The organism is Streptomyces sp. SirexAA-E, assembly GCF_000177195.2.
GTDB classification, from domain to species: Bacteria; Actinomycetota; Actinomycetes; order Streptomycetales; family Streptomycetaceae; genus Streptomyces; species Streptomyces flavovirens.
Genome location: NC_015953.1, coordinates 3,226,905 through 3,250,190, shown reverse-complemented (window position 1 = coordinate 3,250,190; position 23,286 = coordinate 3,226,905). Strand labels below are relative to the sequence as shown.

Here is a 23,286-nt window from a genome sequence, read left to right as displayed (position 1 = left end):
TTGGACGGGCTAACAGGACCTAGCACGGGTTAACTCATCACACGTGCTCTGATCAGGCAGAACGTCACTTGGTGGCACGACCGAGCACCATGCAGCATGAACGCTCACGGTCTCGTAATGCGTAGGTCTCGGGTTCGAATCCCGAAGGCGGCTCAGTTGAACCCCAGGTCACATTGCCCGTGACCTGGGGTTTTCTGTTGCTCAGGGCATGACGCGTCACACGGTTTGGGTGCCGAGACTTTGCTTGCGTGAGCGATGCGTGAGCGGAGCCGCTCGGTACCTACTTCTTGGGCTTGTGGCGGGTGGCCTTCTTGGTGGCCTTGGTCTTGGCTTTCGCCTTGTCCTTCTTCGGCTTGCCGCCCTTGCCGGCGCCGGCCCCCTTGGACGCAGCCTTCCTGGCCTTCTCCTTCTGCGCGGCCTTGCGCGCGGCCTTCTCGGCCTCGGCCTTGCGCTGGAGGGGGACGAGCTTCGCGGTCGCCTCGGCGGCACTCTTCCCGACGTGGGGGAGCACGCTCTGGTAGATGTCCCGCGTGATCCGGGTGTCGCTGTGCCCGAGTGTGTCCGACACGATCTTGATGTCGATGTCAGCGGCGAGCATGAGAGTGGCCGCGCCGTGGCGCAGGTCGTGTAGCCGGATCGGCGGGAGGCCGGAGGCGGCGACGAGGCGCTCGAAGAGGTCGGTGACCTTGCCCGGATGGAGCCAGGAGCCGTCTTCCTGCGTGAAGACGTGGCCGGTCTCGACCCAGGCAGTGCCCCACTTCTCGCGGGCTTTGCCCTGCCTCTCGCCGTGGCGCTTCAGGACGTCGACCGTGTCGTCGTCGAGGGCGACCACGCGGGAGCCGCTGTCGGTCTTGGGGTCGGACGCTTCCACTTCCCAGCCGTCCTGGACGAGTTGGGAGGAGACGGTGAGGAAGTGGGTGTCGAGGTTCGTCTCCGACCACGGCTGCCCGCATGCCTCGCCACGGCGCAGGCCCCGGAAGGCGATCAGGTGCCACATCGCGTACAGCCGGTCCTCGGCGACGAAGTCGAGGAAGGCGCCGGTCTGTTCTGGCGTCCAGACCATCACGGGCGAGGGCTTCTCGCCCGTCTGCTCCCACTTGGCGACCCGCTCGTCGGTCCACACGAGCGCCTTCGGCTTGCGTACGGGGTCGATCTCCACGTGGGCGGCCGGGTTGAACGTGATGATCTGCTGCCCGATCGCGTCGTTCAGAGCCGCGCGAAGGGTCGCCTTCACGTGCTGACGGGTGGCGGGGCCGGTGATGCGCCGGAAGGGCGGCATCTCGTCGATCGCGGCCTTCATCGCCCTACGGCGGGCACGGTGCTCTGTGCCCTTCCATGGGACGGTCGCCAACTCGTCAATTGCGGATCGGCGTTGGGCGTTGTCCTCCAGGATCTGCGCGTTGGCGTCGCGGATTTCGGTGAACATCTCGCTGAGGTGGCTGACACGTAGTCGGTCCAGGCGCCGGTCGCCGATGCGCGGCTTCAGGTGGACGCGGATGTCGGTCTCGTAGCGGTTGAGGCCGGACTTGCGTATGCGCTTGCCGGCCAGCCAACGGTCGAGCCATTCGGCGACGGTCAGGCTGCCGATGAGGTCCTGACCGGAGTTGAGGCGCCGCCGCGTCTCCTCGACCTCGGGCAGAGGAGACCACTCGCGGCTGACCTCGGCCAGCATCTCGGCGATGAGTTCGGTGCCCTCGGGGTCGTCCGAGTCGGCGAGCCCGAGGAGCGCGCGTACGTGGTCGAGATCGGCCTGGGCCGTCTTGAGGCTGCCGTATCCGCCACGGGCGAAGGAACGGCGGGTGCCGCCTTCGCGGGGTGAGAGCTCCTGGCGTACGGAGTAGGTGCAGTGGTTCCTGCTGTTGCGCTTGGGGCAGGAGGTGCCGAGTTCCTTGCCGGTCTTCGGGTCCCGGCAGGAGCAGCGGCGGTAGGTGGAGCCCTTCAAAGAACATTCTCCTCGGTGGTGTCGGGGTCGGTGCCGGTCGATTCGATGGCGCTGATGACGTCGGGCCACAGGTATGGGGGCGTGACGCCCTCTTCCTCGATGTAGGCGCGGACCCGGTGCAGGCGTGTCTTGGCCTTCTCGGCGGCTACGGCGGCCTGCGCTTGAGCTCGCAGGGCCTCGGCCTTTCTATCCGCGTTGTTGGCGGTCTTGGCCTGGTAGCGGGCGTGTTCCTCGTCTTGCTGTGCGCGGCGCATCTGCTCCTGCGCGGTGTGGTGGGCGCGGAAATAGCGGAGCATGTCGTCGTCCGCGCCGAGGGCGGTCTCCTCCCCGGTGAACCAGCGCAGCGCGTCCGGCCACCAGCGCGGCCGGTATGTCACCCGGGTCGTTGGCAACGACCACACCCCGCACAAGTTCGCCACCTTCGCGATGGCGGCCATTGCGGGCATCGGTGACCTGCCGGACACGGTCATGGATCGATCGGTCGTCATCCGCATGCGCCGCCGGGCCGAGGGCGAGAAGGTCAAATCCTTCCGCTCGCGACGCGACATCCCCGCTCTGCACGAGCTACGCGACCGCATCCGCGCCTGGGCCCTCCCACTGCTGGAGGATGCCGCGATCCTGGACCCGGAAATGCCGGTCGAGGATCGAGCCGCCGACACCTGGGAGCCCCTGGTAATCGTCGCCGACCTGGTCGGTGGTCGCTGGCCACGGCTCGCGCGGATCGCGTGCGCCCGAATGGTCGCCGTCGAGGTGGCGGCCGAGGAAGACCACCCGAGCGGGGCGCGCATCCTCGCCGATATCCGACGGGTCTTCTTCGCCCAGCGAGAGGCGGACAGCCTCTCAACCGAAGACCTTCTGCGCCACCTGAACGCGGACGCAGAAGCACCGTGGGGAGAGCGTGGACGCTTCGGGCTGACCTCGCGGGAGCTCAGCGGGATGCTGCGGGACTACGACATCCGGCCCGGCAATGTACGCATGGCCGATCGGACGCAGCGCAAGGGCTACATGCGCAACAAGTTCCTCGACGCCTGGCGGCGGTACTGCCCGACCGTCCACCCCGTCGACGCTCGTCGCGGCGAAGCCTGACCCTCACCTCCCTGGTTGCCGTACTTGCCGTCCCTGCCGTGATCGTGCAGGTCAGGGCACACGCCAGCAAGACGGCAGCCGAGGGCAAGACGGCAGCGCACGCGCCTGAGAACGTGCAGCCCGCAGGGGACGGCGTCCAGATCCGTCTTGCCCCGTCCCAGGCGTCCTCGCCGTATCGCCGCAGGTCACAGTCCTGCTTGCCGGGACGGCTGCCATAACGCAACCGTCCCGGTGAGGGACAAGCCGTCCCAAGGCGGAGCCCGAACCGAAGCCGCCGCCTCCCTGTCCCGAATCGGGACAAGACGCTGGCGCTGCCCGCCAGGACGGCACGTCCGGAGCGCTGCCGTCCCGCGCTGACCTGCACCTGCAACGGCTGAGACGGCAAAGACGCCCCACACCACCACCCCCAGGAGTTTCCCGCTTGACCGCCCCGCACCTCACCACGCAAGCACCCCAGCCGCGAGCCGACGTCCGCAGCGAAAGGCAGCCGACGAAGCGGGTCGACGCCGAGCAACTCGTGCTCGGCGCGGCTGGCCTCGTCATCGTCGCCCTGACAGCCGGAGCGTTCTGGCTCTCCTACGCGCACCTCGCCGACGTCGCCGGCCAACACGGGCTCGGAGCAACCCCCATCCGCCGCTGGGCCTGGCCCGCCACCCTGGACGCGTTCATCGTCGCGGGCGAACTGCTCATGCTGCGCGCAGCGTCCCGCTCCTCGACTACGTGGTCGCAGCCGTTCCTCCGGCCGCCGCGATGGTCGCCTTCGGCGTCCTGATGCGACAGATCCACCAGCTCGTCGCACCGCCCGACGGCTCCTCGGACAGGGGTTCCGTAAAGGCGCAGGAACGATCGGTCGGCGACATCAACCACAGCCACCGGCCAGACGCCGCTCCTGATAGTTCGCCGGTCTCCGGTGACGAGCGGACGGAACCTGCGCCCCAGGTTCCGGAGAGCAAGTCGAGCGGTGGTCGTCCGCCGAAAGCGACCATCGCGGAGCTGGCGAACATCGGACGGACGACCGGTCATCAGCACGGTAAGCTCACGCGCGGCCTGCTTCGAGCGGCAGTGAAGGACCGAGACCTGACGATCGGCAGTGAGCGGCAGACCGAGGTGATGGAACTACTTCGGCCGGAACTCGAAGCAGCTGGCATAGAGGTCTCCAGGCGCTGACCCCGGCCTGCTCGGGTGCCCGGAACCCCTCCGGTCACCCGAGCATCGGCCAACCGGCCCGCAGCTTTCCACACCTGTGGACAACGCGACGACCGCGCCGCGCAAGCATCGCCACCCCGCACGCCCAGCCGTACATGGAGCATCTCCCTTGACGCGCAATCAGCGCCTGCCTGAGGACACCCACTCTGAGCCACCTGACTCGCCGCAGTCTCCTACGCTGCTGGCACGTCTGCGGCAGGCGTTCGGACGGACGGCCCCTGGCGGAGCCAGTAGTACCCCGAGTCCGACTCAAGGCCGGCCTTCGGGGTCTCCGCCCCAGGGGTGGCGGAGACAGCCCAGCGCCAGGGGGCGCCGGACCGGGAGGTCGGAGCCGAGGGCGGCCCCGACCAAAACGAGCTCCATACCGTCCAGCAGCAGATCCTCCACCCCACACCCACCACCGAGCCGCCAACAGGCGAGCGAGAAGCGCAGAGCGTCCAACCGGCGATCCGTCGTTTCACCGGCACCAAGCGGACCGTCCGCGTCGGACCGCTGCGGTTCACCGGCGACGAGCACGCCAGCCTCCAGGAGGCCGCCGGTGAACACGGTTACAAGGGGGAATCGGGCTTCGCCGCCGACATCGTCCTCGCCTTCATCACCGGTCGGTTCACCGCGAACCTGCCGCTGTCCGAGGACCGTCGCCGCACCCACATGTTCCGCGCCCAGGTGCTGCGCGAACTCAACCGCATCGGCGTCAACGTCAACCAGATCGCCCGTGCCCTCAACAGCGACCTCACCCCACCCGACGTACGTCACCGCCTCGACGAGCTACATCACCTGCTGGAACTGATCGCCGAGGCCCTGCGCGAACCCGCCGACCCCAGGAAGGACCAAGCCGCGTGATAGCCGCCATCAAGCCGACCGGGGCCAACACTCGTGGCCTGCTCGCCTATCTCTACGGCCCCGGTCGGCACGATGAACATCTCGATCCGCACATCGTCGCGGGCTTCGCCATGCTCGGCATGCCCGATCCCGGCCGGAACCCCGACGCCACCCTCACCCAGCTCGCCCGCCACCTCGACGAGCCCGTACGGCTCCGCAACAGCGAGTTCGGAAAGAAGGTCACCGACCACGTCTGGCACTGCCCCGTCCGATCAGCCCCCGAGGACCGGCACCTCTCCGACACGGAGTGGGCCGACATCGCACAGCGGATCGTCGAAGCCGCAGGCATCGCCCCACCCGGAGACGACCTGGCCTGCCGGTGGATCGCAGTACGTCACGCGGACGACCACATCCACATCCTCGCCACCACCGTCCGCGAAGATGGCCGCCGTCCCAAACTCCACGACAGCGGCATCCGCGTAGGCGACGCCTGCCGCCAGGTCGAAAAGGACTACGGCCTACGCCAACTGAAGAAGGGCGACCGCACCGCCGGACGCCGCCCCACCCAGGCCGAGATGCACAAGGCCGAACGCCTCGGCTGGGAGCAGACCAGCCGCGCCTGGCTCCAGGACCGCATCCGCGCCGCCATCCCCCACGCCGGCAGCGCTGAAGAACTCCTCGCCTACCTCGAAGCCGACGGCATCGCGGTCAAGCCGCGCCGCGGACCGTCCGGAGACCTCCTCGGCTACGCCGTCGGCCGCCCCAGCGACCTCAACAAAGACGGCGAACAGATCTTCCAGCCTGGCGGCAAGATCGCTCCCGACCTCACCCTCCCCAGGCTCAAGGCCCGCCTGGAAACCACCCCGCCAGAGGAACACCCCACCGCCCGCCGAGAGCGCCCCAGTACCCCCTGGCACCAGGCCACTGACGCCCTCGACATCCTCCATGCTGGCATGGCCGACGACTCCCACGCTCAGGCCCACATCACCGCGCTCGGCGAACTCATCGAAGCCACCGCCCAGAATGCCCCCGCCCACTTCCACGCCGAACTGCGAGCCGCTTCACGGGCGTTCGTCCGTGCTCAGCGCTCCCAGATCCGGGCCGAGAACCAGGTCGCCCACACCCTGCGCGCGGCGGCCCGCGACATCGCACACACCGCCACCGGCCCCGACGGCAGCGCCTTGGCGGCCCTGCTCGGCGCCCTCGTCTGGGCCACCGTCGTCGCCGCCCGTTGGCACGAAGCGAAGAACCACGCCCACCAGGCCGAAGCCGCCCGCCAGGCTCTCCACCACCTCCAGACCGTCACCGACCGAGCCCTCACGCCCATCATCGACAGCCTCGCCACTCGCCATCCGAACGACCAGGCCAGTCGCTCCCTCGTCCGCGATGTCCGCGCAGCCATCCCCGACTACGCCGACCGCATCCTCACTGACCCTGCCTGGCCGGCCCTCGCCACCGTTCTCGCCGATGCCGAAGCCGGCGGCCACACACCCCACCAGCTCCTCAAGGAAGCAGTCGCCCAACGCGAACTACATACCGCCCGTCAGCCCGCCCGCGTCCTGATCACTCGCATCCAGCACACCAGCCGAAACCCTGTGCCCAACCGCCGGGCGCAGGCTGCTCGCCGGCGCTCGACCATGACGTCTTCGGTGTCGGCTCACCTGAATCCACAACCTGCAGCGGCACCCACGGCACCCGCCGAACGGCAGTTCGGATGGCGCCGATAGTCCCAGTCGGTCTGGCCGACGGCGACACGAACAGCCAGCCCTTCAGGCACCCAGCTCCTCCTCCATCGCCACGGCCACGGCTGGCCAAGGTGCCTTCAGCTCGCCGAACAGCCGCCAGTAGCGGTACGACGCGCGAACCAGGGAACTGACGCCCAACCTCGCCACACCAGGATCGACCGTTGCGATCACTCGACGAGTGATGCCGCCTGCTCCTCGCGAGGCGGGACGGATGCCGTGCCCGAGGAGGAGAGTGGCGGTGCGGACGGCATCCAGGGTCGGTGGTGGGGCCAGGGATGAGAACCTGCCGAATACGAGATCCCTCCACCCCAACCGAGTCCGTGCCCAGGCCAGTCGCTCAAGACCGGTACCGAGGTCCACGGCCAGACGGGCAGGGTTGTCGGCGTTCCACAGGAGGACGATGTCACCGACAGGCAGGTCCAAGTGCTTGAAGCGAAGTGTGATGCCCTCGACTTGGCGGCGCTTCCAAGTGGTCAGTGTGCCGTGGACGCTGATGTGGCGCGCGTGGAAACCGAGTCGTGACAGCACGCTGAACCAGCCGTCCAAGATTCCTCCGTACTCGTCCATGTGCTGGATCGGCTGGACACGGGAGACGTTGACGAACGAGGTCAGGAACCCTGGCCGAAGATCACCCGATGTGTCGCGCTGCCCGGTGAAGCGGACGACGGGCTGAGGCAGGAAGCCGCTGCGGTAGGTCACCGGACGCCCGTCCTTGAGATAGGGATCGAGGGCTTGGACTGCCGAGATCGTCAACTCGGTCTCGCGGCCCCACTGAAGCGGCAGGCACAGGTGTCCTGCGGGACGCCTAGCGCCGCGAAACCCGTCGTGAGCCCCGCCAGTAGTTCCTCCCACGACGGCGCCTGACGTGGCGGACGGTATGGGGAGCCTCTGTGTGCGTGCTCGATCTTGACCTGTCTGTCGGAGCCGGTGAACTCCCAGTGGGCCCCGAGGATGCGCTGAAGGACCTCAGGTATGAGGATGCCTGAAGGAGGTGATGGCACGAACGGGCGTTCTCTGGGATGACTCGACATCACGGCCGACTCGCCATCGCCCTGAAGTGGCGGGCCGGATCGAAGCGGTCCATCCCGATCTCCTGGACCTCCGCGTACTTCAGGTCCTCAGCCTTCTCGATCGCCCGCGCGAGGAGTTCCGCTGCCGTCTCGTCGTCCACGACAGGGTCGGCCACCGCAACCACGCCGGTCTGATCGCACAGAGCGGCTTGGGCGCATGTGCCCTCGCGCCAGGGAGTTGCTGGTGATGTTGAAGACGATGTCGAGGTGGTCCGACACCTCGGGAAGCCGCTCGGCGAAGAACGCCCGCACCTCGGCCTCGACGATCTCCTCGACCGGGATCGTCTCGCCCCCGCACATGGGCGCCGCGCGACCGTTGACCAGGACACGGACCGGGGCCGTCATCTCGCCTGCCCCGTAACGGACTTCACTGGCGCCGCCGAGGAGAGCAAGCTTGTCGAAGTTGTGGTGCAGCACGGCCCCGAAGCGCGCGACGGTGTGGTGGCTGTAGGCACGGGACAGCCGCTCGGCGAGGTGATCGGCGAGGGTGTCCGGGTGGCCGAGGCCCTTCCGCTCGACGATGGTCGTCGCGTCCGGTCTGGCCATGGCGGTGTCGATGACGAGGTGGCTGTTGCCGATGATCGTGCTCGTACGAGGCATCACGAACTCCCTTTCAGGGGTGGGAAGAAGGGGATGAGCGCAGGCGTCAGCACGCCTGGACGAGCGGTGCGGTCGAGATTCAGCGGGGGACTCCGGCAGCGCGGAGGTTCGCCACGATCGCTGCGAGCGACTGGTACGCGGAAACGGCTTGTTCTTCAGCGGTGAGTCGGACGATGTCGTGGGTCGTGACGAGGTCGATGTCCTGGGTCCGGCGGCGATCGAGCCAGAGGAGTAGACGCCAGGCGAGCACCGGCCCGCAGAACGGCAAGCGGCCCGCACGATCGACTGGAATGCGCGCCGACGCTACGTCCTCGTACAGCAGGTCCCGTACGAGGTGGAAGACGACGTCGGTGTAGTCGAGAACGGCTGGGCCGCAGGCGCTCGCCTCCCAGTCGACGACGTGCAGGTGCTCTCCGTCGACGAGGAGGTGCTCGGGCTTGAGATCGCCATGTAGGTGAACGGTTGGGTGGGCGTCGATCGTTTGGAGGGCCTCCCGCAACGCAGCCCACCAGGGCGTCCGTCGGCAGCGGGCTGAGAACTGATCCAGTAGGAATTGGCTCGCGGGAACAGGGCTGTCAGTCCGTGCCGCCCAGCCGGGGCCAGGAGTAGCGCTGGCAGCGGGCCGGTGAAGCATGCCGCTCACCGCCACGACGTGACCGATGTAGTCCTCCGTCGCCTTACGGGTGGCCACCGAGCATGGCGTCCCATCCACCGCTCGGAACACTGTCCAGGACCCGGCCTCGCCGCCTCCCGTCGCCTGGACGGTCGGAACCGAAATGCCGCGCAGGTCGGCGCGCTGGATCGTGGCGGCTTCCCGCCGGCGTCGGCCCTCTGGGTCAATGCCGACGTAGACCTTCAGCACGGCGCTTCCGTCCGTGGCGAACCGCGTTCTGGAGTACGGCTTGATGACTGCCACGCCGAACGGCCCCAGTCCTTGTCCGACCCACGGCTCCGCCGACTTCGTGCTGCGCATCCTCCACACACCTCCGTCCCGTTCGAGAAGCAGAACTGATCGACAGAGTCGCTGGAATGACGGGAGTTACTCCCATCGCCCTGCGGCCTTCTCGGTCTGCTGCGACAGTAGGCGCGGCGCCCCGCAGCACCCCGGAAAGACCTTCCGGGGTCGATTCCGGCCACGAGGTGATGCTCAGGACATGCGAGGGATGACAGAGAACCTGACCATCGGCGAACGCGTTGCCTGGTACCGGCGCCGACGCGGACTTTCCCAAGAGGTCCTGGCCGACCTCGTCGGCCGCACCACGGACTGGCTGAGCAAAGCGGAGAACAACCGGATCGAGCTCGACCGCCTCTCGGTGATCACTTCACTCGCCGAGGCTCTCGACGTCTCGCTCGGGGATCTCCTCGCCGAGCCGACGCTCCTGGAGTGGTCGAGTGACAGCGGCCGCCGTACGGTGCCCGCACTGCGTGACGCGCTCATGGACTACAAGCAGCTCACGCCCCTGCTGGGGCTCCCACCTGACGACGAACCGCCTACCCTGGCGGGCTTGCGGGACGCAGTGAAGGGAGTCCTCGACGCCTACCAGGTGTCTCAGTACGGCTTCGCGACCCGACGGCTTCCCCTCGTCCTCGCTGACGCCCTCGCGACCTCCCGCTCGTATACAGGGCGTGAAGGGGAGGAGGCCCATGCCGAACTCGCCTTGGCCTATCACGGTGCGGCCATGGTGCTGGGCAAGGTCGGGGAGTCGGAACTGGCGTGGATCGCCGCCGACCGGGGCCTGGCGGCAGCGCAACAGAGCGGCCAGAGCACGGTGACGGGCTCGCTCTTCCGGGCGGTCACGCACTGCCTGATGGCCACTGGCCGATTCACCGCGGCGATCCAGCTGGTGAACGACGCGGCGGCCGTCATGCAGCCCGGCCTGGGCAGCGCGAACGACGAATACCTCTCGGTCTACGGCACGCTCTTCCTCGCCGGCGCCATGGCGGCCGCCCGAGCGGAGGACCGTGCGACCACTCAGACCTTCCTCCGCGAAGCGGATGAGGTCGCACAACGGCTGGGTGCCGACGCGAACCACCTCTGGACGGCCTTCGGCCCGACCAACGTGGCCATCCATTGCGTCGCCACCGCCGGAGAACTCGGCGACATCCAGATCGCGGCCGATCTCGGGCAGCGCATCGACACCAGCGGCTTGCCTGTAGAACGGCGTGTGAGGCACAGCCTGGAAGTCGCCCGCGCCCTCAGCGGCTGGAACCGGACCGACGAGGCCCTGGCCACGCTGCTGGACGTCGAGCGAGCCGCACCCGAGCAGGTACGCCACCACTACCTGAGCCGCGAACTGGTCATCGGGTGGATCCGTGGCACCCGAGGCCGCCCGTCCCAGCCAGTGGCCGACCTGGCTCGTAGGCTCGGCGTGGTCGGCGGTTAGAGTCCGTTCCGTGACCGAGAACGAGCACGAAGCGAAGATGGCCCACCCGCGCATGGCCGCCGGCGCGCTCTTCTTCGATGACGCTGATCGGGTTCTGCTCGTCGAGCCGTCGTACAAGGACTATCGGGATATCCCCGGCGGATACGTCGAGACGGGGGAATCACCCCTGCAAGCCTGCGTGCGCGAGGTCCAGGAGGAGCTCGGCATCAAGCCCGCGATCGGCCGCTTGCTCGTCGTGGACTGGGCGCCGAATCCTGGCGAGGGTGACAAGGTCCTCTACCTCTTCGATGGGGGTCACCTCACTGCGGATGAGTGCCGGCACATCGAGCTCCAGGCCAACGAGCTTCGCGGTTACGCCTTCCACGACACCCGAGAGCTGCCGGACCTCACGATCCCTCGCCTCGTGCGCCGCATCACTGCGGGCATTGAGGCCCGCGCCGACCGGGCTACTGCCTACCTGGAGCGTGGAGCGGCGCCGGAGGCGGCCGCGTAGCGGGAACGTCGGGGGCCTTGCCAGAGCAGGTCTGCCTACGCGTCGCTCGCCCATCGGCGCCCGGTGTTCCCCGGCCTATGCGACCGCGTGTGTCAGTGGGACACGCTAGCCTGCTTGCGTGATTACAGGTGAGCTGAAGACCAAGATTGACCGACTCTGGGACGCGTTCTGGTCTGGAGGGATCTCCAACCCGTTGGAGGTCATCGAGCAGATCACTTACCTGATGTTTATCAGGCGTCTCGACATCCTGGAGCAGGCCAAAGAAAATCGGGCAAATCGCACCGGGCGGTTGGCCGAGAACCCGATCTACTCAGACGACACCCAAGTCTTGCGCTGGTCGGTTTTCATCAACGAGTCTCCCGAGAACATGCTCACCCGTGTGCGAGACGGTGTTTTCCCCTGGCTGCGCGCGCTGGGTGGTGAGGGGTCAACCTACGCGCACCACATGAAGGACGCGCGCTTCACCATTGAGACGTCAAACCTACTCACCAAGGCCGTTGACATGATCAATGGAATTGACATGGGAGACAAGGACACTAAAGGAGACCTGTACGAGTACATGCTTAGCAAGATCGCTACGGCTGGGCAGAATGGCCAGTTCCGAACGCCCCGACATATTATTCAGCTGATGGTTGAGATGATGGCGCCACAGCCGGGTGATGAAATCTGCGACCCGGCTTGCGGCACAGCTGGCTTCCTTGTTGCCGCCGCCGAGTACGTAGAGCAAACTCACCGTGAAGAGATGTTCGAGCCGGCCCAGCGGCAACATTTTAACGAGAGCATGTTCCATGGATTTGACTTCGACAGTACAATGCTTCGTATTGGCAGCATGAATATGCTACTGCATTCTGTCGAGAACCCTGATATCCGCTACCGGGATTCACTCGCCCAGAACGTGGCAGGGGAGGCTGACCGATATTCGCTCATCCTTGCAAATCCTCCATTTGCTGGAAGCCTTGACCATGATGCGACAGCCGCAGATCTGCAAAAGGTTGTCAAGACTAAGCAGACTGAGTTGCTATTCTTGGCGCTGTTCTTGCGTCTCCTTAAGCCTGGTGGTAGGGCGGCAGTAATCGTCCCTGGCGGGGTGCTGTTCGATTCAAGCAGTAATGCCTATAAGGATATGCGAAAACTACTCGTTGAGGGACACAAGTTGGATGCAGTGATCAGTCTGCCGGGCGGGGTTTTCAAGCCCTATGCCGGGGTTTCTACCGCGATTCTTGTATTCACTAAGACCAACAGTGGTGGAACAGATAACGTTTGGTTCTATGAAGTGACAGCGGATGGCTGGAGCCTCGATAATAAGCGCTCTCCGCTGCTGGATGAGGATAAACTTGGACCGCTGGTTAGTGCTGATTCGCTAAACGAGGAGGGCCATGGCAAGAATAACCTGCCGGACTTGTTGAGTCGATGGAGGCGTCGAAATGGAAGCGAGCTGACGCGGGCACGGACGGAACAAAGTTTTTGCGTGCCCAAGGCGGATATTGTTGCTCAAGGATACAATCTCAGCCTTAACCGTTACAAGCAAGTAATCCATGACGAGATCGAGCATCGCGTTCCAGGGGAGATTATGGGTGAGCTGGAACGGATCGAGGATGATATTCAGCTTGGTTTGAGCGAGTTGAAGAGGGTGCTGGCGTGAAGGTAGAGCGCGAGGTTCCTCTCTCCGAGTGCTGCGAGGTTGTATCGGGAGGAACGCCTAAGACGGGGGTTGCTTCATATTGGCATGGTGAAATCCCTTGGGCTACACCGAAAGATCTGGGAAGCCTTTCAGGGAAGTATATTTCCGAAACGCCACGGAAGATTACTCAGGAAGGATTGGACAGCTGCGGTGCGACGCTGCTGCCTGCAGGGTCAGTTCTTTTCAGTTCTCGTGCGCCAATCGGGCATGTGGCCGTAAATGCGATCTCCATGGCGACAAATCAGGGATTCAAGAGTTTTATTCCGAAGCCTGATTATCTTGACGCCTCGTACCTATATCATTGGCTCCGGGCGAGCCGCCCATATTTGGAGAGTCTTGGCAACGGGGCAACTTTCAAAGAGATTTCAAAATCTACAGTAGGGAAGGTGAAGATTCCCCTTCCGTCAATAGATGATCAAAGAAAAGTGGCGCGAGTTTTGGATCGCGTAGACGAGTTGTGCGCAAAACGCTGTGAAGCCATCGACCTGCTCGACGAGTTGGCGCAGTCCATCTTTCTCGATATGTTCGGCGATCCGGTAGTGAATTCGAGGGAATTGCCAACTCTCCCGATGAGTGAGATCGGAAAGATCACGACAGGAAGCACCCCGCCGCGATCCAACCCTCGAAATTACGGTAACTCGATTGAGTGGATTAAATCTGACAATATCGACAATTCGAGCGTGTATCTCACGAGTGCTGCCGAAAGGCTCTCTGAGGATGGTGCAAAGATTGCTCGCATTGTTGACCCGGGATCGATCCTCGTTACCTGCATCGCGGGCAGTACTGCGGCCATCGGTAGTTCGGCAATCGCCAACCGCCGAGTATCCTTTAATCAGCAAATTAATGCCATTACCCCATTTAATGCAGATTCTCTCTTCCTTTATTATCAACTGCGATTGGCCAAGCCGCTGATTCTGGAAAAGGTCACCGGTGGGGTAAAGTTTCTGGTCAGTAAATCGCGATTCGGATCGGTCGTTTTGCTAAATCCCCCGCATGCGGAGCAAAGAGAGTTTTCGAAACGTGCAGGGCTGGTCTTGGGGCTCCAAGATATGAACCGCGCGCATCTTGCGGAACTTCGCTCCCTATTTTCCTCTCTACAGCACAGCGCATTCCGCAAAGAGTTGTTGCCAGCTTAACTAGCGGCAACGCTAGTTGTATCCTGTCCCTGCGGTGTCAGCGAAAGGTCCTCAGAGTGAGCAATTTCGGATTCCTCCAGGCCGAGTGGCCTGGGCTGCACCGCGAGGCCGTGCACGCCGAGCGACTGGCGTACGCGGACCCGAGGGCATCCGCCTTCTATGCACGGCGCGTGCTGGAGCTCGCGGTGACGTGGATGTTTGAGGCCGATGACGCGCTCAAGCTGCCGTACCAAAATGATCTGGCGGCGCTGATTGCTGAGCCGACGCTGGTGAAGGTAGCCGGCCCTGCGATCCGGGCGAAGATGGACGTGATCCGGCGGCAGGGAAATGCCGCCGTGCACCGCAAGACCCCCATCACCCCTAAAGATGCGGTGCGCACGGTCGCCGAGTTGTTCCACGTCCTGTACTGGATGGCCCGTACCTACACCCGTGATCAGGCCCAGCTGCCCGTGTCTACACTCGCGTTCGACACGGCGCTGATACCTAGGCCCGTCCCGGCCGAGGTACGGGTCGCTAAGCAGGCCGAGCTGAGGGTGCAGGCCGAGAAGTACGCCGAGCAGGATACTGCGCTGGCCGCCGAGCGGAAGAAGAACCAGGACCTCGACGCAGAGATCGCCGATCTGCGCGCTCAGGTCAAAGCGGCCAAGGCCGCGAACGAGGCGCAGCCGGACACCCACGACTACAACGAGGACGAGACCCGCAAACTCATCATCGACCTCCTCCTCAAGGAGGCCGGCTGGGCGCTGGACCTGCCGAGGGACCGTGAGTATCCGGTGACCGGGCTGCCGACATCGGCCGCGCCTTCCGGAAAGGGCAAGGTCGACTACGTCCTGTGGGACGACGACGGCAAGCCCCTGGCCGTCGTCGAGGCCAAGCGGACCACCCGTGACCCGAAGCAGGGCAAGTACCAGGCGACGCTCTACGCCGATGCCCTGGAGGCACAGTTCAAGCAGCGGCCGGTCATCTTCTACACCAACGGCTACCGCACGTACCTGTTCGACGACCTCAACTACCCGCCCCGAGAGGTCCAAGGCTTCTACACCAAGGACGAGCTGCGCCTCCTTGTTCAGCGCCGAGCCAGCCGCCGCAACCTCGCCAAGATGCCGATCAACGAGCAGATCGCCGGCCGTCACTACCAGTCCCGCGCGATCCGGCGTATCGCCGACTCCTTCGAGAAGGACTCGCTGCGCCAGGCTCTACTCGTGATGGCGACCGGCTCCGGCAAGACCCGGACCGTGATCTCGCTCAGCGACCTGATGATGCGTGCCAACTGGGCCAAGCGCATCCTCTTCCTCGCCGACCGCAAGGCTCTGGTCAAGCAGGCCACGAACGAGTTCAAGAAGCACCTGCCTGGTGCCAACCCGGTGAACCTGCTGGAGGAGAAGGACCCGCATTCGCGGGTGTTCGTCTCCACCTACCCGACCATGATGAATCTGATCGACCAGACAGATGCCGATGGGCGGCGCATCTTCGGCCCCGGCTTCTTCGACCTGATCGTCATCGACGAGGCGCATCGTTCAATCTACCAGCGGTACGGCGCGATCTTCGACTATTTCGACTCGCTCCTCGTCGGTTTGACGGCGACGCCCAAGGACGAGGTCGACCGCAACACCTACCGCCGCTTCGAACTCGAAGACGGCGTGCCCACCGACGTCTACAGCCTGGACGAGGCCGTGGCCGAGGGGTACCTCGTGGCGCCGCGGGCCGTCGATGTCCCGCTGAAGTTCCAGCGTGGCGGCATCAAGTACGACGACTTGTCCGAAGAGGACAAGGAGAAGTGGGACGAGACGGAGTGGAACGAGGACGGTGACGTCCCGGACGAGATCACCACGGAGGAACTGAACAAGTACCTCTTCAACGCCGATACCGTCGACAAGGTCCTGCAGACCCTGATGACGCACGGCCTGAAGGTCGATGGCGGCGATAAGCTGGGCAAGACCATTGTCTTCGCTGCCAACAACAACCACGCGGAGTTCATCGCCGAGCGGTTCGACAAGAACTATCCGCACCTCAAGGGTGCCTTCGCGCAGGTCATCACCTACCGCAAGGAGTACGCCCAGAGCCTGATCGACAAGTTTTCCGACGCGGCCGAGCTTCCGCAGATCGCGATCTCTGTGGACATGCTGGACACCGGCATCGACGTCCCCGAAGTCGTCAATCTCGTCTTCTTCAAGCTGGTGCGCTCCAAGACCAAGTTCTGGCAGATGATCGGCCGCGGTACCCGCCTCGCGCCCGACCTCTTCGGCCCGAACCGCAGCAAGGACGGCTTCCTGGTCTTCGACCTGTGCCAGAACATCGAGTTCTTCAACCAGAACCTGATGCGCGCCGAAGGCAAGGTTGCCCCCTCGCTGAGCCAGCGGATCTTCGAGCGCAGAGCCGACCTGCTTCTCGCCCTTGATGACAGCTCCGCCCGCGACCACCAAGCAGCCGCAGTGATCGCTACGCGGCCTGAGTCCGACGGCACCGTCAGCGACTCCGGTCTGCGATGGGATCTCGCCACTCGACTGCATGACGAGGTCACGGCGATGAACCCGGAGAACTTCCTGGTCCGCCCGCACCGCGAACAGGTCGAGAACTTCGCCGACTTCGACGCCTGGCTGGAGTTCACGCCCGACGCGCACGGCGAGGTCATCGACCACCTGGCCGGACTCCCGACCGCCTTTCGCGACAAGGACGACGCCGGCGAGGAGGCCAAGCGCTTCGACCTGCTCGCGCTTCGTCTCCAGCTCGCCGTCGCGAACGGAGACCCAGGCTTCACCCGGCTACGGGATCAGGTCCAGGAGATTGCGTCCACCCTGCTCGACCAGCTGACCATTCCCGCGATCAAGGCACAGCAGGTTCTGCTCGACGAGGTCGCAGGCGACGAGTGGTGGCAGGACGTGACGCTGCCCCTGCTGGAGACCATGCGCCGCCGCCTGCGTGGCCTGGTCCGGCTGATCGAGAAGACCAAGCGCGGCATCGTGTACACCGACTTCGAGGACGAGCTGGGCGAGCTGACTGCTGCCACGCTCACCGGCATGGAGATCGGTACCGACCTCACCCGCTTCGAGCAGAAGATCCGTATCTACCTCAACACGCACCAGGACCAGCTTGCCGTCCAGAAGATCCGCCGCAACAAGCAGATCACGGCTCTGGACCTGTCGGAGCTGGAGAAGATCTTCGTTGAGGCCGGCCTCGGCACCTCGACGGACATCGACTACATCAAGGAGGCCAAGGGCGGCCTCGGCCTGTTCCTCCGGTCACTGACTGGCCTGGAGCGGGAGGCGGCGGCCCTGGCCTTCGACTCCTTCCAACAGGGCAAGACGCTCACGGCCAACCAACTCCGGTTCGTCAACGAGCTGATCGACTACCTGGCGCGCAACGGCACGATAGACGTTGACGCACTCTACGAGTCACCGTTCACCGCGCTCGCCCCGACCGGACCCGAGGCGATCTTCCGCGAGGCCGAAGTGGACATCATGGTGTCTGTCATCCACTCGATCCGCTCGACCGCTGTCGCTGACGAGGGCGTGGCGTAGCCCGCACTGTATGGAGGAGAAGCAATGCGCGAAGAAGTCACTGAGGCTTGCCCCGGAACTGGACAGCAGGGGCATATGGACGAAAGTGCACCAGGCGATGACTGGTACGTGATCTGCCCTGTCTGCGGGATGAAGTGGGCAGGGGGCAGCCTCACCGTCTCTCCCCACAAGGACTGGCGGACACGCTGAGATTCAGTAGTTGGTGCGTGAGCGATGCGTGAGCGGACGGCGCAGCGCCCACTGGATTAGGCGTCATGCCGCCGAGCCCGATAAGTCTCTGACCAGGCAAAACCGGATCTAGCGTGATCACGGGTCACCACCCGTCACGATCTTGCAGGCCCTCGTAATGCGTAGGTCTCGGGTTCGAATCCCGAAGGCGGCTCTGTGAAAGCCCCAGGACTCACTCGCCGTGACCTGGGGCTTTTGCTTGCGTCTCTACGCGCCGCGCAAGGTGCGCCACAAGCCCCGGGCCTTCGCAGGCCCGGGGCTTGTGTCTGGTCAGAGGCCGGTCAGAAGGGTGACAGGGTCAGTCGCACGCCCGTCGGGGCGGTGTCCTGGATGTACGAGGCGAAGTCGGCCACGTCGTCGAAGGCGAAGCCGTACGCCTTGCCGTCCTGGGCCGCCGCGTGGACGGCCTGGGCGTAGTGGTTGGTGACCGGCGAGGCGCGGTAGAAGGCGTCGGGGGCCGTCGAGGGCTGGGCGGGCTCGCTGATCAGCGTGGACCGGTTGAAGCCGGCGCCGAGGACGGCGGCGACCGGGCCGGTGGTGCCGTCGTTGGGTGCGGCGAGGTTGCCGTCGCAGAACAGAACGTCGCGGGTGGTCGGCCTGGCGAAGGAGACGGACGCCGGGCCGTCGAAGACGAACCGGTCGCCGCGGACCCGGCCGGTGAACGCCCCCGCGTCGGTGGTGACCGTGAGGTCCCTGCCGGTGTAGGTGCTCCACACCTCGTCGATGTACGGGTCGAAGTAGTCCTTGGCGAAGATGCCCGCGTCCAGCCCGTGGCCGGGGGCGATGATGCGCCGGTCGTCCACCACCAGGGGCGCGAACTCCGGGATGTCCCGGAGGGCGGCGAAGGCCTGGTCACGCCCCCCGGCCCGCAGCGTTCCGGTGGTCTGCGCGTCGGCCCCGGTGAGAGCGATGCTCAGGGGGACGCTGAACATGTCGACCATGGTGGTGTTGCAGAACATCCCGGCCTCGTTGTACGTGAACTCGGCGCAGTCGTGCAGCACGTCGTAGCTGGGATCGGAGGGCACCCAGCCCGCGGGGTACTGGAGCGCCGCGTCGCCGTTGCCGTCCGCCACCGCCTTGAACTTCAGCTTGTCGCCGAGCGCGACGTAGATCCGGCCGGACATGTAGGGCAGGGACAACGTGGTCTCGCCGCTGCCGGACAGGGCGAGGGAGTAGTCGGTGTAGCCGTCCGCGCCGTTGTCCGAGAGCGAGACCGGTGCGAGGGTGCCCTCGGGGGTGAGGCGGACCTGGCGGCCGTCCTGGTTGCCGACGACGTAGAGGTACACCGAGGAGTTGGCGAACGAGCCCGAGTCGTTGACGACCGTCAGCGGGAGGGTGCCGGCCGCAGAGGTCTTCGTCCCGCCGCCGGAGCCGATCGTGGCCAAGGCGTGGGGGGCGATCAGGGCGGCGGCGGGGACGGCCACGGCCGCTCCGGCGAGCGAGGTGAGCAGCCTGCGGCGGGAGACGTCGCGCTGGTGACGGGGAGACATGTGGGGTCCTTCTTTCTTGCAGACGGGGGGCGGTCAGGCGAGGGACCACTTCTGGTGGGCGGCGCCGGTGCACGTCCAGATCTGGAGCCGGGTGCCGTCGGCCGAGGAACCGCCCGTGGCGTCCAGGCACTTGTCGGCGCCGGTGTTCGTCAGGTCGCGGGCCGCCGTGTGGGTCCACCGCTGTGCCTCGGTGCCGTCGCACGCGGAGAGCTGCACGGCGGCGCCGTCCGCTCTCGAACCGCCCCGCACGTCCAGGCACTTGCCGAGGGCGCGTACGGTTCCGTCGCTGCCCAGGGTCCACTTCTGCGCGTCGACGCCGGTGCACTCGTGCAGCTGGATCGGGGTGCCGTCGGCGCTCGACGCGCCGGCGACGTCCACGCACATGCCGCCGATGCCCTGGATCGCACCGGTCCTGCCACCGCCGTCGTCGCCACCGGATCCGTCACCGCCGTCGGAACCGTCATGGGCGAAGACCCGGACGTAGTCGACGGTCATCGTCTGGGGGAAGGAGGTGGACCCGTCCGGGCTGCCGGGCCAGTCACCGCCGACCGCGAGGTTCAGGATGATGAAGAAGGGGTGGTCGAAGACCCACTCGGAGCCGTTCACATCGGCGGGCGTGCGGGTCCGGTAGTCGTGGCCGTCCACCGACCAGGTGATCGCCTGGGGGCTCCAGTCGACGGCGAAGGTGTGGAAGTCGTCGGCGAAGGCCGTGCCGTCGGGCAGCGTGTACGAGGCGGTGATGCCGCCACCGCCCGAGTAACCGGGGCCGTGAAGGGTGCCGTGGACGGTGTCCGGCTCGTGGCCGACGTTCTCCATGATGTCGATCTCGCCACTGGCCGGCCACCCCGCGCTGCCGAGGTCGTCGCCGAGCATCCAGAAGGCCGGCCAGACTCCCTGGCCGCGCGGAACCTTGATGCGTGCCTCGTAGCGTCCGTACGCCTGGGTGAAGGACCGGGCGGTGTTCAGACGTGCCGAGGTGTACCGGCAGTCTCCGTACCAGCACCTCAGGGCGGGGTCGGTGTTCTCGCGGGCGGTGATCACCAGATGCCCGTCGCCGTCCAGGGCGGCGTTGTGGGTGCTGTCCGTGTAGTACTGCAGCTCGTTGTTGCCGTTGCCCGAGCCACCGGTCTCCAGGGTCCACCTCGACGCGTCCGGCGCGCTCCCTGCGGCGCCGTCGAACTCGTCGGCCCAGGTCTGCGCCCCCGTGGCGGCGCCGGCCCGCGAGGTGGCGGGGCCGGTCGCGGTGACCAGGAAAGCGGCGGCGAGTGCGGCGGAGACCAGGAGGACCAGTCCGCCTGGTGACCATCTGCGTGCGCGATGAGCAGCCATGGGATCCGTACCTTGTGTGTGGGGGAAGAACGGGACGTCGAACCGGCGGTGAAGGCGCGGACGGACGCGCGGGAGCGGTTTCTGAGAGCGCTCTCGTCCGGCGGTGTCCGCCGCCGTCGGGGCCTGACACTACGCAGAAGGCCGAGCCCGTCCAACCGGCTCGGTCATGGCGAAAAGCCCCTGACCTGGGCAGATGTGATGGGTCATCACCAGATGGGAACGGCTTAAGCCGCTTTTAAACCGGGCTTAACCCCGGGCCGGCCCCCAGCCCTGGCCGAGCGGGGCCAGTGCCCGCCGACGGGCCGAGTCGTACGGTGGAGCGCCGCATCGCCGACAGGCTGGGAGCGGGGGCGGTGGTCCTCGACGCCTCGGTCGGGGCGCACCGTGGGGCAGGGTGGCGGATCCCCGGGGCGCGCCGCTTCGACATCGACGGGGTGTTGTCCGACCCCGCCGCGTCCCTGCCGCACACGATGCCCGGGCAGGAGCGGTTCGCCGCCGGGATGCGCCCCTGCGGGGTCGAGGACACGGACACCGTGGTCGTCCACGACACCGCGGGGATCTACTCCAGCGCCCGCGCCTGGTGGACACTGCGGGCCAGGGGCTACGACCGCGTTGCGGTCACCCGGCCAGCGCCGTCACCAGCGCCGCCGCCTCGCCCAGCACCGCCTTCTCCCGTGTGCCGAGCTTCGGATTCACCGCGCGGATCCCGGTGGCGCGGGCGAGGGCGTCGGCCGGAACCCCGCCGTCGTCGGTGAGGAGAGTGAGCAGCGTCGCGAGCAGGCCCCGGACGGAGCCCTCGGCGGCGGTGAACTCCGGGTCGAGCGCGACCTGCGCCAGGATCAGCGAGGACATGGCCCGGTCCAGCGCGGGCGGCCCCTCCGTGGCGGTCGTCCAGTCGATGACCACGGCACCCCGCGAGGTCAGCACGACGTTCTCCGGGTGCAGGTCCAGATGCAGGATGCGGTACGCCGGATCCTGGGAGATCCGCGGCGGAATCGCGTGCAGCTCCCGCAGCAGCCGCGCCAGCACACCGGCTCCCTCGGCCTCTGCGACCGTGCCGTCCAGCAGCGCCTCGGCCAGAGTCTTGCCGGTCAGCCGCTGGATCACCAGGTCCGTCGGACGGGCCTCCACACCGGTCGGCGGGCCGATACGGGGGACCGGGTACCCGTGTGCGGAGAGGTACGACATCACGGCCAGCTCGGCGGCGGTGTCGACCTCGTCGCGGTAGCGGCGCAGGACCCAGGAGTCGTCGAGTGCGTACACGTCGGCGGTGCGTCCCGAGCCCAGGAGAGGGCCTATCTGCATGGGGGGCAACCTACCCGGGTCCGTGCACGAGGGGGAGTCACCAGCGCATGTGGACATTCTCGGCCCAGCCCAGCAGCCGTTCCACGGCGATCTCGGTGCCGTCGTCGGTGCGGACACGGCCGTCGTAGTGGCCGAAGCACTGGTCGGTTCGGTTGGCGATCAGGCCGACGTCCGTGTGTGCGGACCGGTTGTGGAACGGCGTGAACGTCAGGTCCACTTGGTCGGAGGCGGGGGTCCGGATGGTCCAGGGAGCCAGCGGGTCGGAAGTGGACCAGCGCCAGTCCAGCTCCTCACCGATCTTCGTGAGCCTGCCGTCCACGCAGAGGCCGTTCTCGGTGGAGCCGGTCCCCGCCGTCCAGCGCCCGCCGAACTGCAGGCCCACGGTGTGACCGTCCGTGCGGCCGGACGCGGCGCCCCAGTTCCAGTCGACCGTGCGGGGCCAGCGGCCGCGGCCGTGGTCCAGGACCGCCCACGCCGCCTCGTCCCCGCCGAACTCCAGGACCTCGGTGCCGACCCGGACCCGTCCGGTGGCCGGGAGCGCGGTGTGCTTCGAGGTGTACTGGAAGCGCCGCTCGCTCCACGGCACCACGACGGACAGCGACTCGTGCCCCTCCGGCCGGGCGACCAGGAGGTCGACCTCGAGCGGCAGCCGGGACGGCGTCAGACAGCGGGCGCGCAGACGGATGCCTGATGCCTCGTCACGGATCTCGATGCGTACCTTCCCGCCGGACGGGCGGGCGGGGCCGACCACCACGTCGCCGCCGCCCGGAGTACCGGCGACCGTGTCCGGGAGCCGTACGCCGCGGCCGCCCGGAACGATCGAGGCGCACTCGAACTCCCGCCCTGCCGAGCCGTATTCCAGCAGGTAGACCGTGTTCAGAGCGAGGAAGTCGAGGTCGCTGACGGTCAGCGCCACCAGATGGGTGGGCGTCGTCACGCACCAGTACTCCCATCGTTTGGTCCGGCCCCAGCCGCGCAGATTGGCGCGGTGCAGCGGGGTGCGGGACCAGCCGACGGCGGCCGGATTCAGGGCGCCGTCGGGCAGACACAGGTCGACGGGCTCGGTGATCTCGTGCTCGTGCGTCGCCATGGCCGGAGCCTATAGCGGAGCCGCGGCGGTCGGCGGGCAGGGCCCTCGGCCCCGGCCGAGGCGCCCGCCAGGGCCATAACGCGGCGGTAGGGGGCGGGCGGGATCTCCTGCGGCGCGGGGCGCGCGGCTACGTTTTCGGCAATTCCCCACCTCCTTCCAAT

Annotated in this window: 16 protein-coding genes and 3 pseudogenes; 10 read left to right on the top strand and 9 right to left on the bottom strand. The window is 66.5% G+C overall.

Annotated elements, in window-relative coordinates; genetic code table 11:
- Positions 1-280: 280 nt before the first annotated feature.
- Entirely contained in the window at positions 281-1,942 is a 1,662-nt protein-coding gene (locus tag SACTE_RS14325; protein ID WP_014046747.1) for a site-specific integrase, read from the bottom strand.
- Entirely contained in the window at positions 1,939-2,319 is a 381-nt protein-coding gene (locus tag SACTE_RS14320) for a hypothetical protein (protein WP_226995159.1), read from the bottom strand. The genes SACTE_RS14325 and SACTE_RS14320 overlap by 4 nt, the downstream gene beginning before the upstream one ends.
- Between SACTE_RS14320 and SACTE_RS14315 the strand changes: the two are divergent.
- The 4 genes and pseudogenes from SACTE_RS14315 to SACTE_RS14300 all read left to right on the top strand — a co-directional run.
- Positions 2,291-3,028, top strand: a pseudogene (locus SACTE_RS14315) (DUF3631 domain-containing protein); the annotation flags it as partial. The gene SACTE_RS14320 and the pseudogene SACTE_RS14315 sit on opposite strands and share 29 nt — an antisense overlap.
- A 421-nt stretch (positions 3,029-3,449) precedes the next feature.
- Positions 3,450-4,195 (top strand): annotated as a pseudogene (locus tag SACTE_RS14310) (DUF2637 domain-containing protein).
- Positions 4,196-4,516: 321 nt separating this feature from the next.
- Positions 4,517-5,077, top strand: coding sequence for a MobC family plasmid mobilization relaxosome protein (locus SACTE_RS14305; protein ID WP_014046745.1), 561 nt, complete (start codon positions 4,517-4,519; stop codon positions 5,075-5,077).
- The gene (locus tag SACTE_RS14300) at positions 5,074-6,783 is read left to right on the top strand and encodes a relaxase/mobilization nuclease domain-containing protein (protein ID WP_014046744.1); all 1,710 of its coding nucleotides are present in this window, start codon (positions 5,074-5,076) and stop codon (positions 6,781-6,783) included. The genes SACTE_RS14305 and SACTE_RS14300 overlap by 4 nt, the downstream gene beginning before the upstream one ends.
- 42 nt (positions 6,784-6,825) lie before the next feature.
- Here the strand turns inward: SACTE_RS14300 and SACTE_RS14295 are convergent, their stop codons facing one another.
- From SACTE_RS14295 to SACTE_RS14285, 3 genes are all read right to left on the bottom strand, one after another.
- Positions 6,826-7,500, bottom strand: coding sequence for a hypothetical protein (locus SACTE_RS14295; RefSeq protein ID WP_014046743.1), 675 nt, complete (start codon positions 7,498-7,500; stop codon positions 6,826-6,828).
- Between the two features lie 419 nt (positions 7,501-7,919).
- On the bottom strand, positions 7,920-8,471 hold the full coding sequence (locus SACTE_RS14290; protein WP_019993778.1) for a methionine adenosyltransferase: 552 nt from the start codon (positions 8,469-8,471) through the stop codon (positions 7,920-7,922).
- Between the two features lie 79 nt (positions 8,472-8,550).
- Positions 8,551-9,444, bottom strand: a complete 894-nt coding sequence (locus SACTE_RS14285) for an aminoglycoside phosphotransferase family protein (protein WP_014046742.1) — start codon at positions 9,442-9,444, stop codon at positions 8,551-8,553.
- A gap of 190 nt (positions 9,445-9,634) precedes the next feature.
- On the opposite strand from SACTE_RS14285, the gene SACTE_RS14280 reads away from it, so the two are divergent.
- From SACTE_RS14280 to SACTE_RS14265, 5 genes are all read left to right on the top strand, one after another.
- Positions 9,635-10,855 (top strand): helix-turn-helix domain-containing protein, encoded by a 1,221-nt coding sequence (locus SACTE_RS14280; RefSeq protein ID WP_014046741.1) that lies wholly within the window; start codon positions 9,635-9,637, stop codon positions 10,853-10,855.
- 10 nt (positions 10,856-10,865) lie between these two features.
- Complete coding sequence (locus SACTE_RS14275; RefSeq protein ID WP_014046740.1) at positions 10,866-11,348, top strand: NUDIX hydrolase; 483 nt, start codon at positions 10,866-10,868, stop codon at positions 11,346-11,348.
- A gap of 118 nt (positions 11,349-11,466) precedes the next feature.
- Positions 11,467-12,990 carry a class I SAM-dependent DNA methyltransferase gene (locus SACTE_RS14270; protein ID WP_014046739.1) on the top strand — a complete coding sequence of 508 codons (1,524 nt, stop codon included), beginning with the start codon at positions 11,467-11,469 and terminating at the stop codon, positions 12,988-12,990.
- Positions 12,987-14,165 carry a restriction endonuclease subunit S gene (locus SACTE_RS33200; RefSeq protein WP_014046738.1) on the top strand — a complete coding sequence of 393 codons (1,179 nt, stop codon included), beginning with the start codon at positions 12,987-12,989 and terminating at the stop codon, positions 14,163-14,165. Before SACTE_RS14270 ends, SACTE_RS33200 begins: the two co-directional genes overlap by 4 nt.
- A gap of 56 nt (positions 14,166-14,221) precedes the next feature.
- A complete protein-coding gene (locus tag SACTE_RS14265; RefSeq protein WP_014046737.1) occupies positions 14,222-17,683 on the top strand; it encodes a DEAD/DEAH box helicase family protein in 3,462 nt (1,153 codons plus the stop codon).
- 509 nt (positions 17,684-18,192) lie between these two features.
- On the opposite strand, the gene SACTE_RS14260 is transcribed toward SACTE_RS14265, so the two are convergent.
- A complete protein-coding gene (locus tag SACTE_RS14260; protein WP_014046736.1) occupies positions 18,193-19,401 on the bottom strand; it encodes a beta-1,3-glucanase family protein in 1,209 nt (402 codons plus the stop codon).
- Positions 19,402-19,434: 33 nt separating this feature from the next.
- Positions 19,435-20,730: a family 16 glycosylhydrolase gene (locus tag SACTE_RS14255; RefSeq protein WP_014046735.1), complete on the bottom strand. Its 1,296-nt coding sequence runs from the start codon at positions 20,728-20,730 to the stop codon at positions 19,435-19,437.
- A 287-nt stretch (positions 20,731-21,017) separates the two neighbouring features.
- Here SACTE_RS14255 and SACTE_RS35025 point away from each other — a divergent pair.
- A pseudogene (locus tag SACTE_RS35025) lies at positions 21,018-21,347 on the top strand (sulfurtransferase); the annotation flags it as partial.
- 1 nt (position 21,348) lies between these two features.
- Here SACTE_RS35025 and SACTE_RS14250 read toward each other — a convergent pair.
- Complete coding sequence (locus tag SACTE_RS14250; protein ID WP_014046734.1) at positions 21,349-22,035, bottom strand: phosphotransferase; 687 nt, start codon at positions 22,033-22,035, stop codon at positions 21,349-21,351.
- A 37-nt stretch (positions 22,036-22,072) separates the two neighbouring features.
- Positions 22,073-23,125 carry a DUF2804 domain-containing protein gene (locus tag SACTE_RS14245; RefSeq protein ID WP_014046733.1) on the bottom strand — a complete coding sequence of 351 codons (1,053 nt, stop codon included), beginning with the start codon at positions 23,123-23,125 and terminating at the stop codon, positions 22,073-22,075.
- Positions 23,126-23,286 lie beyond the last annotated feature (161 nt).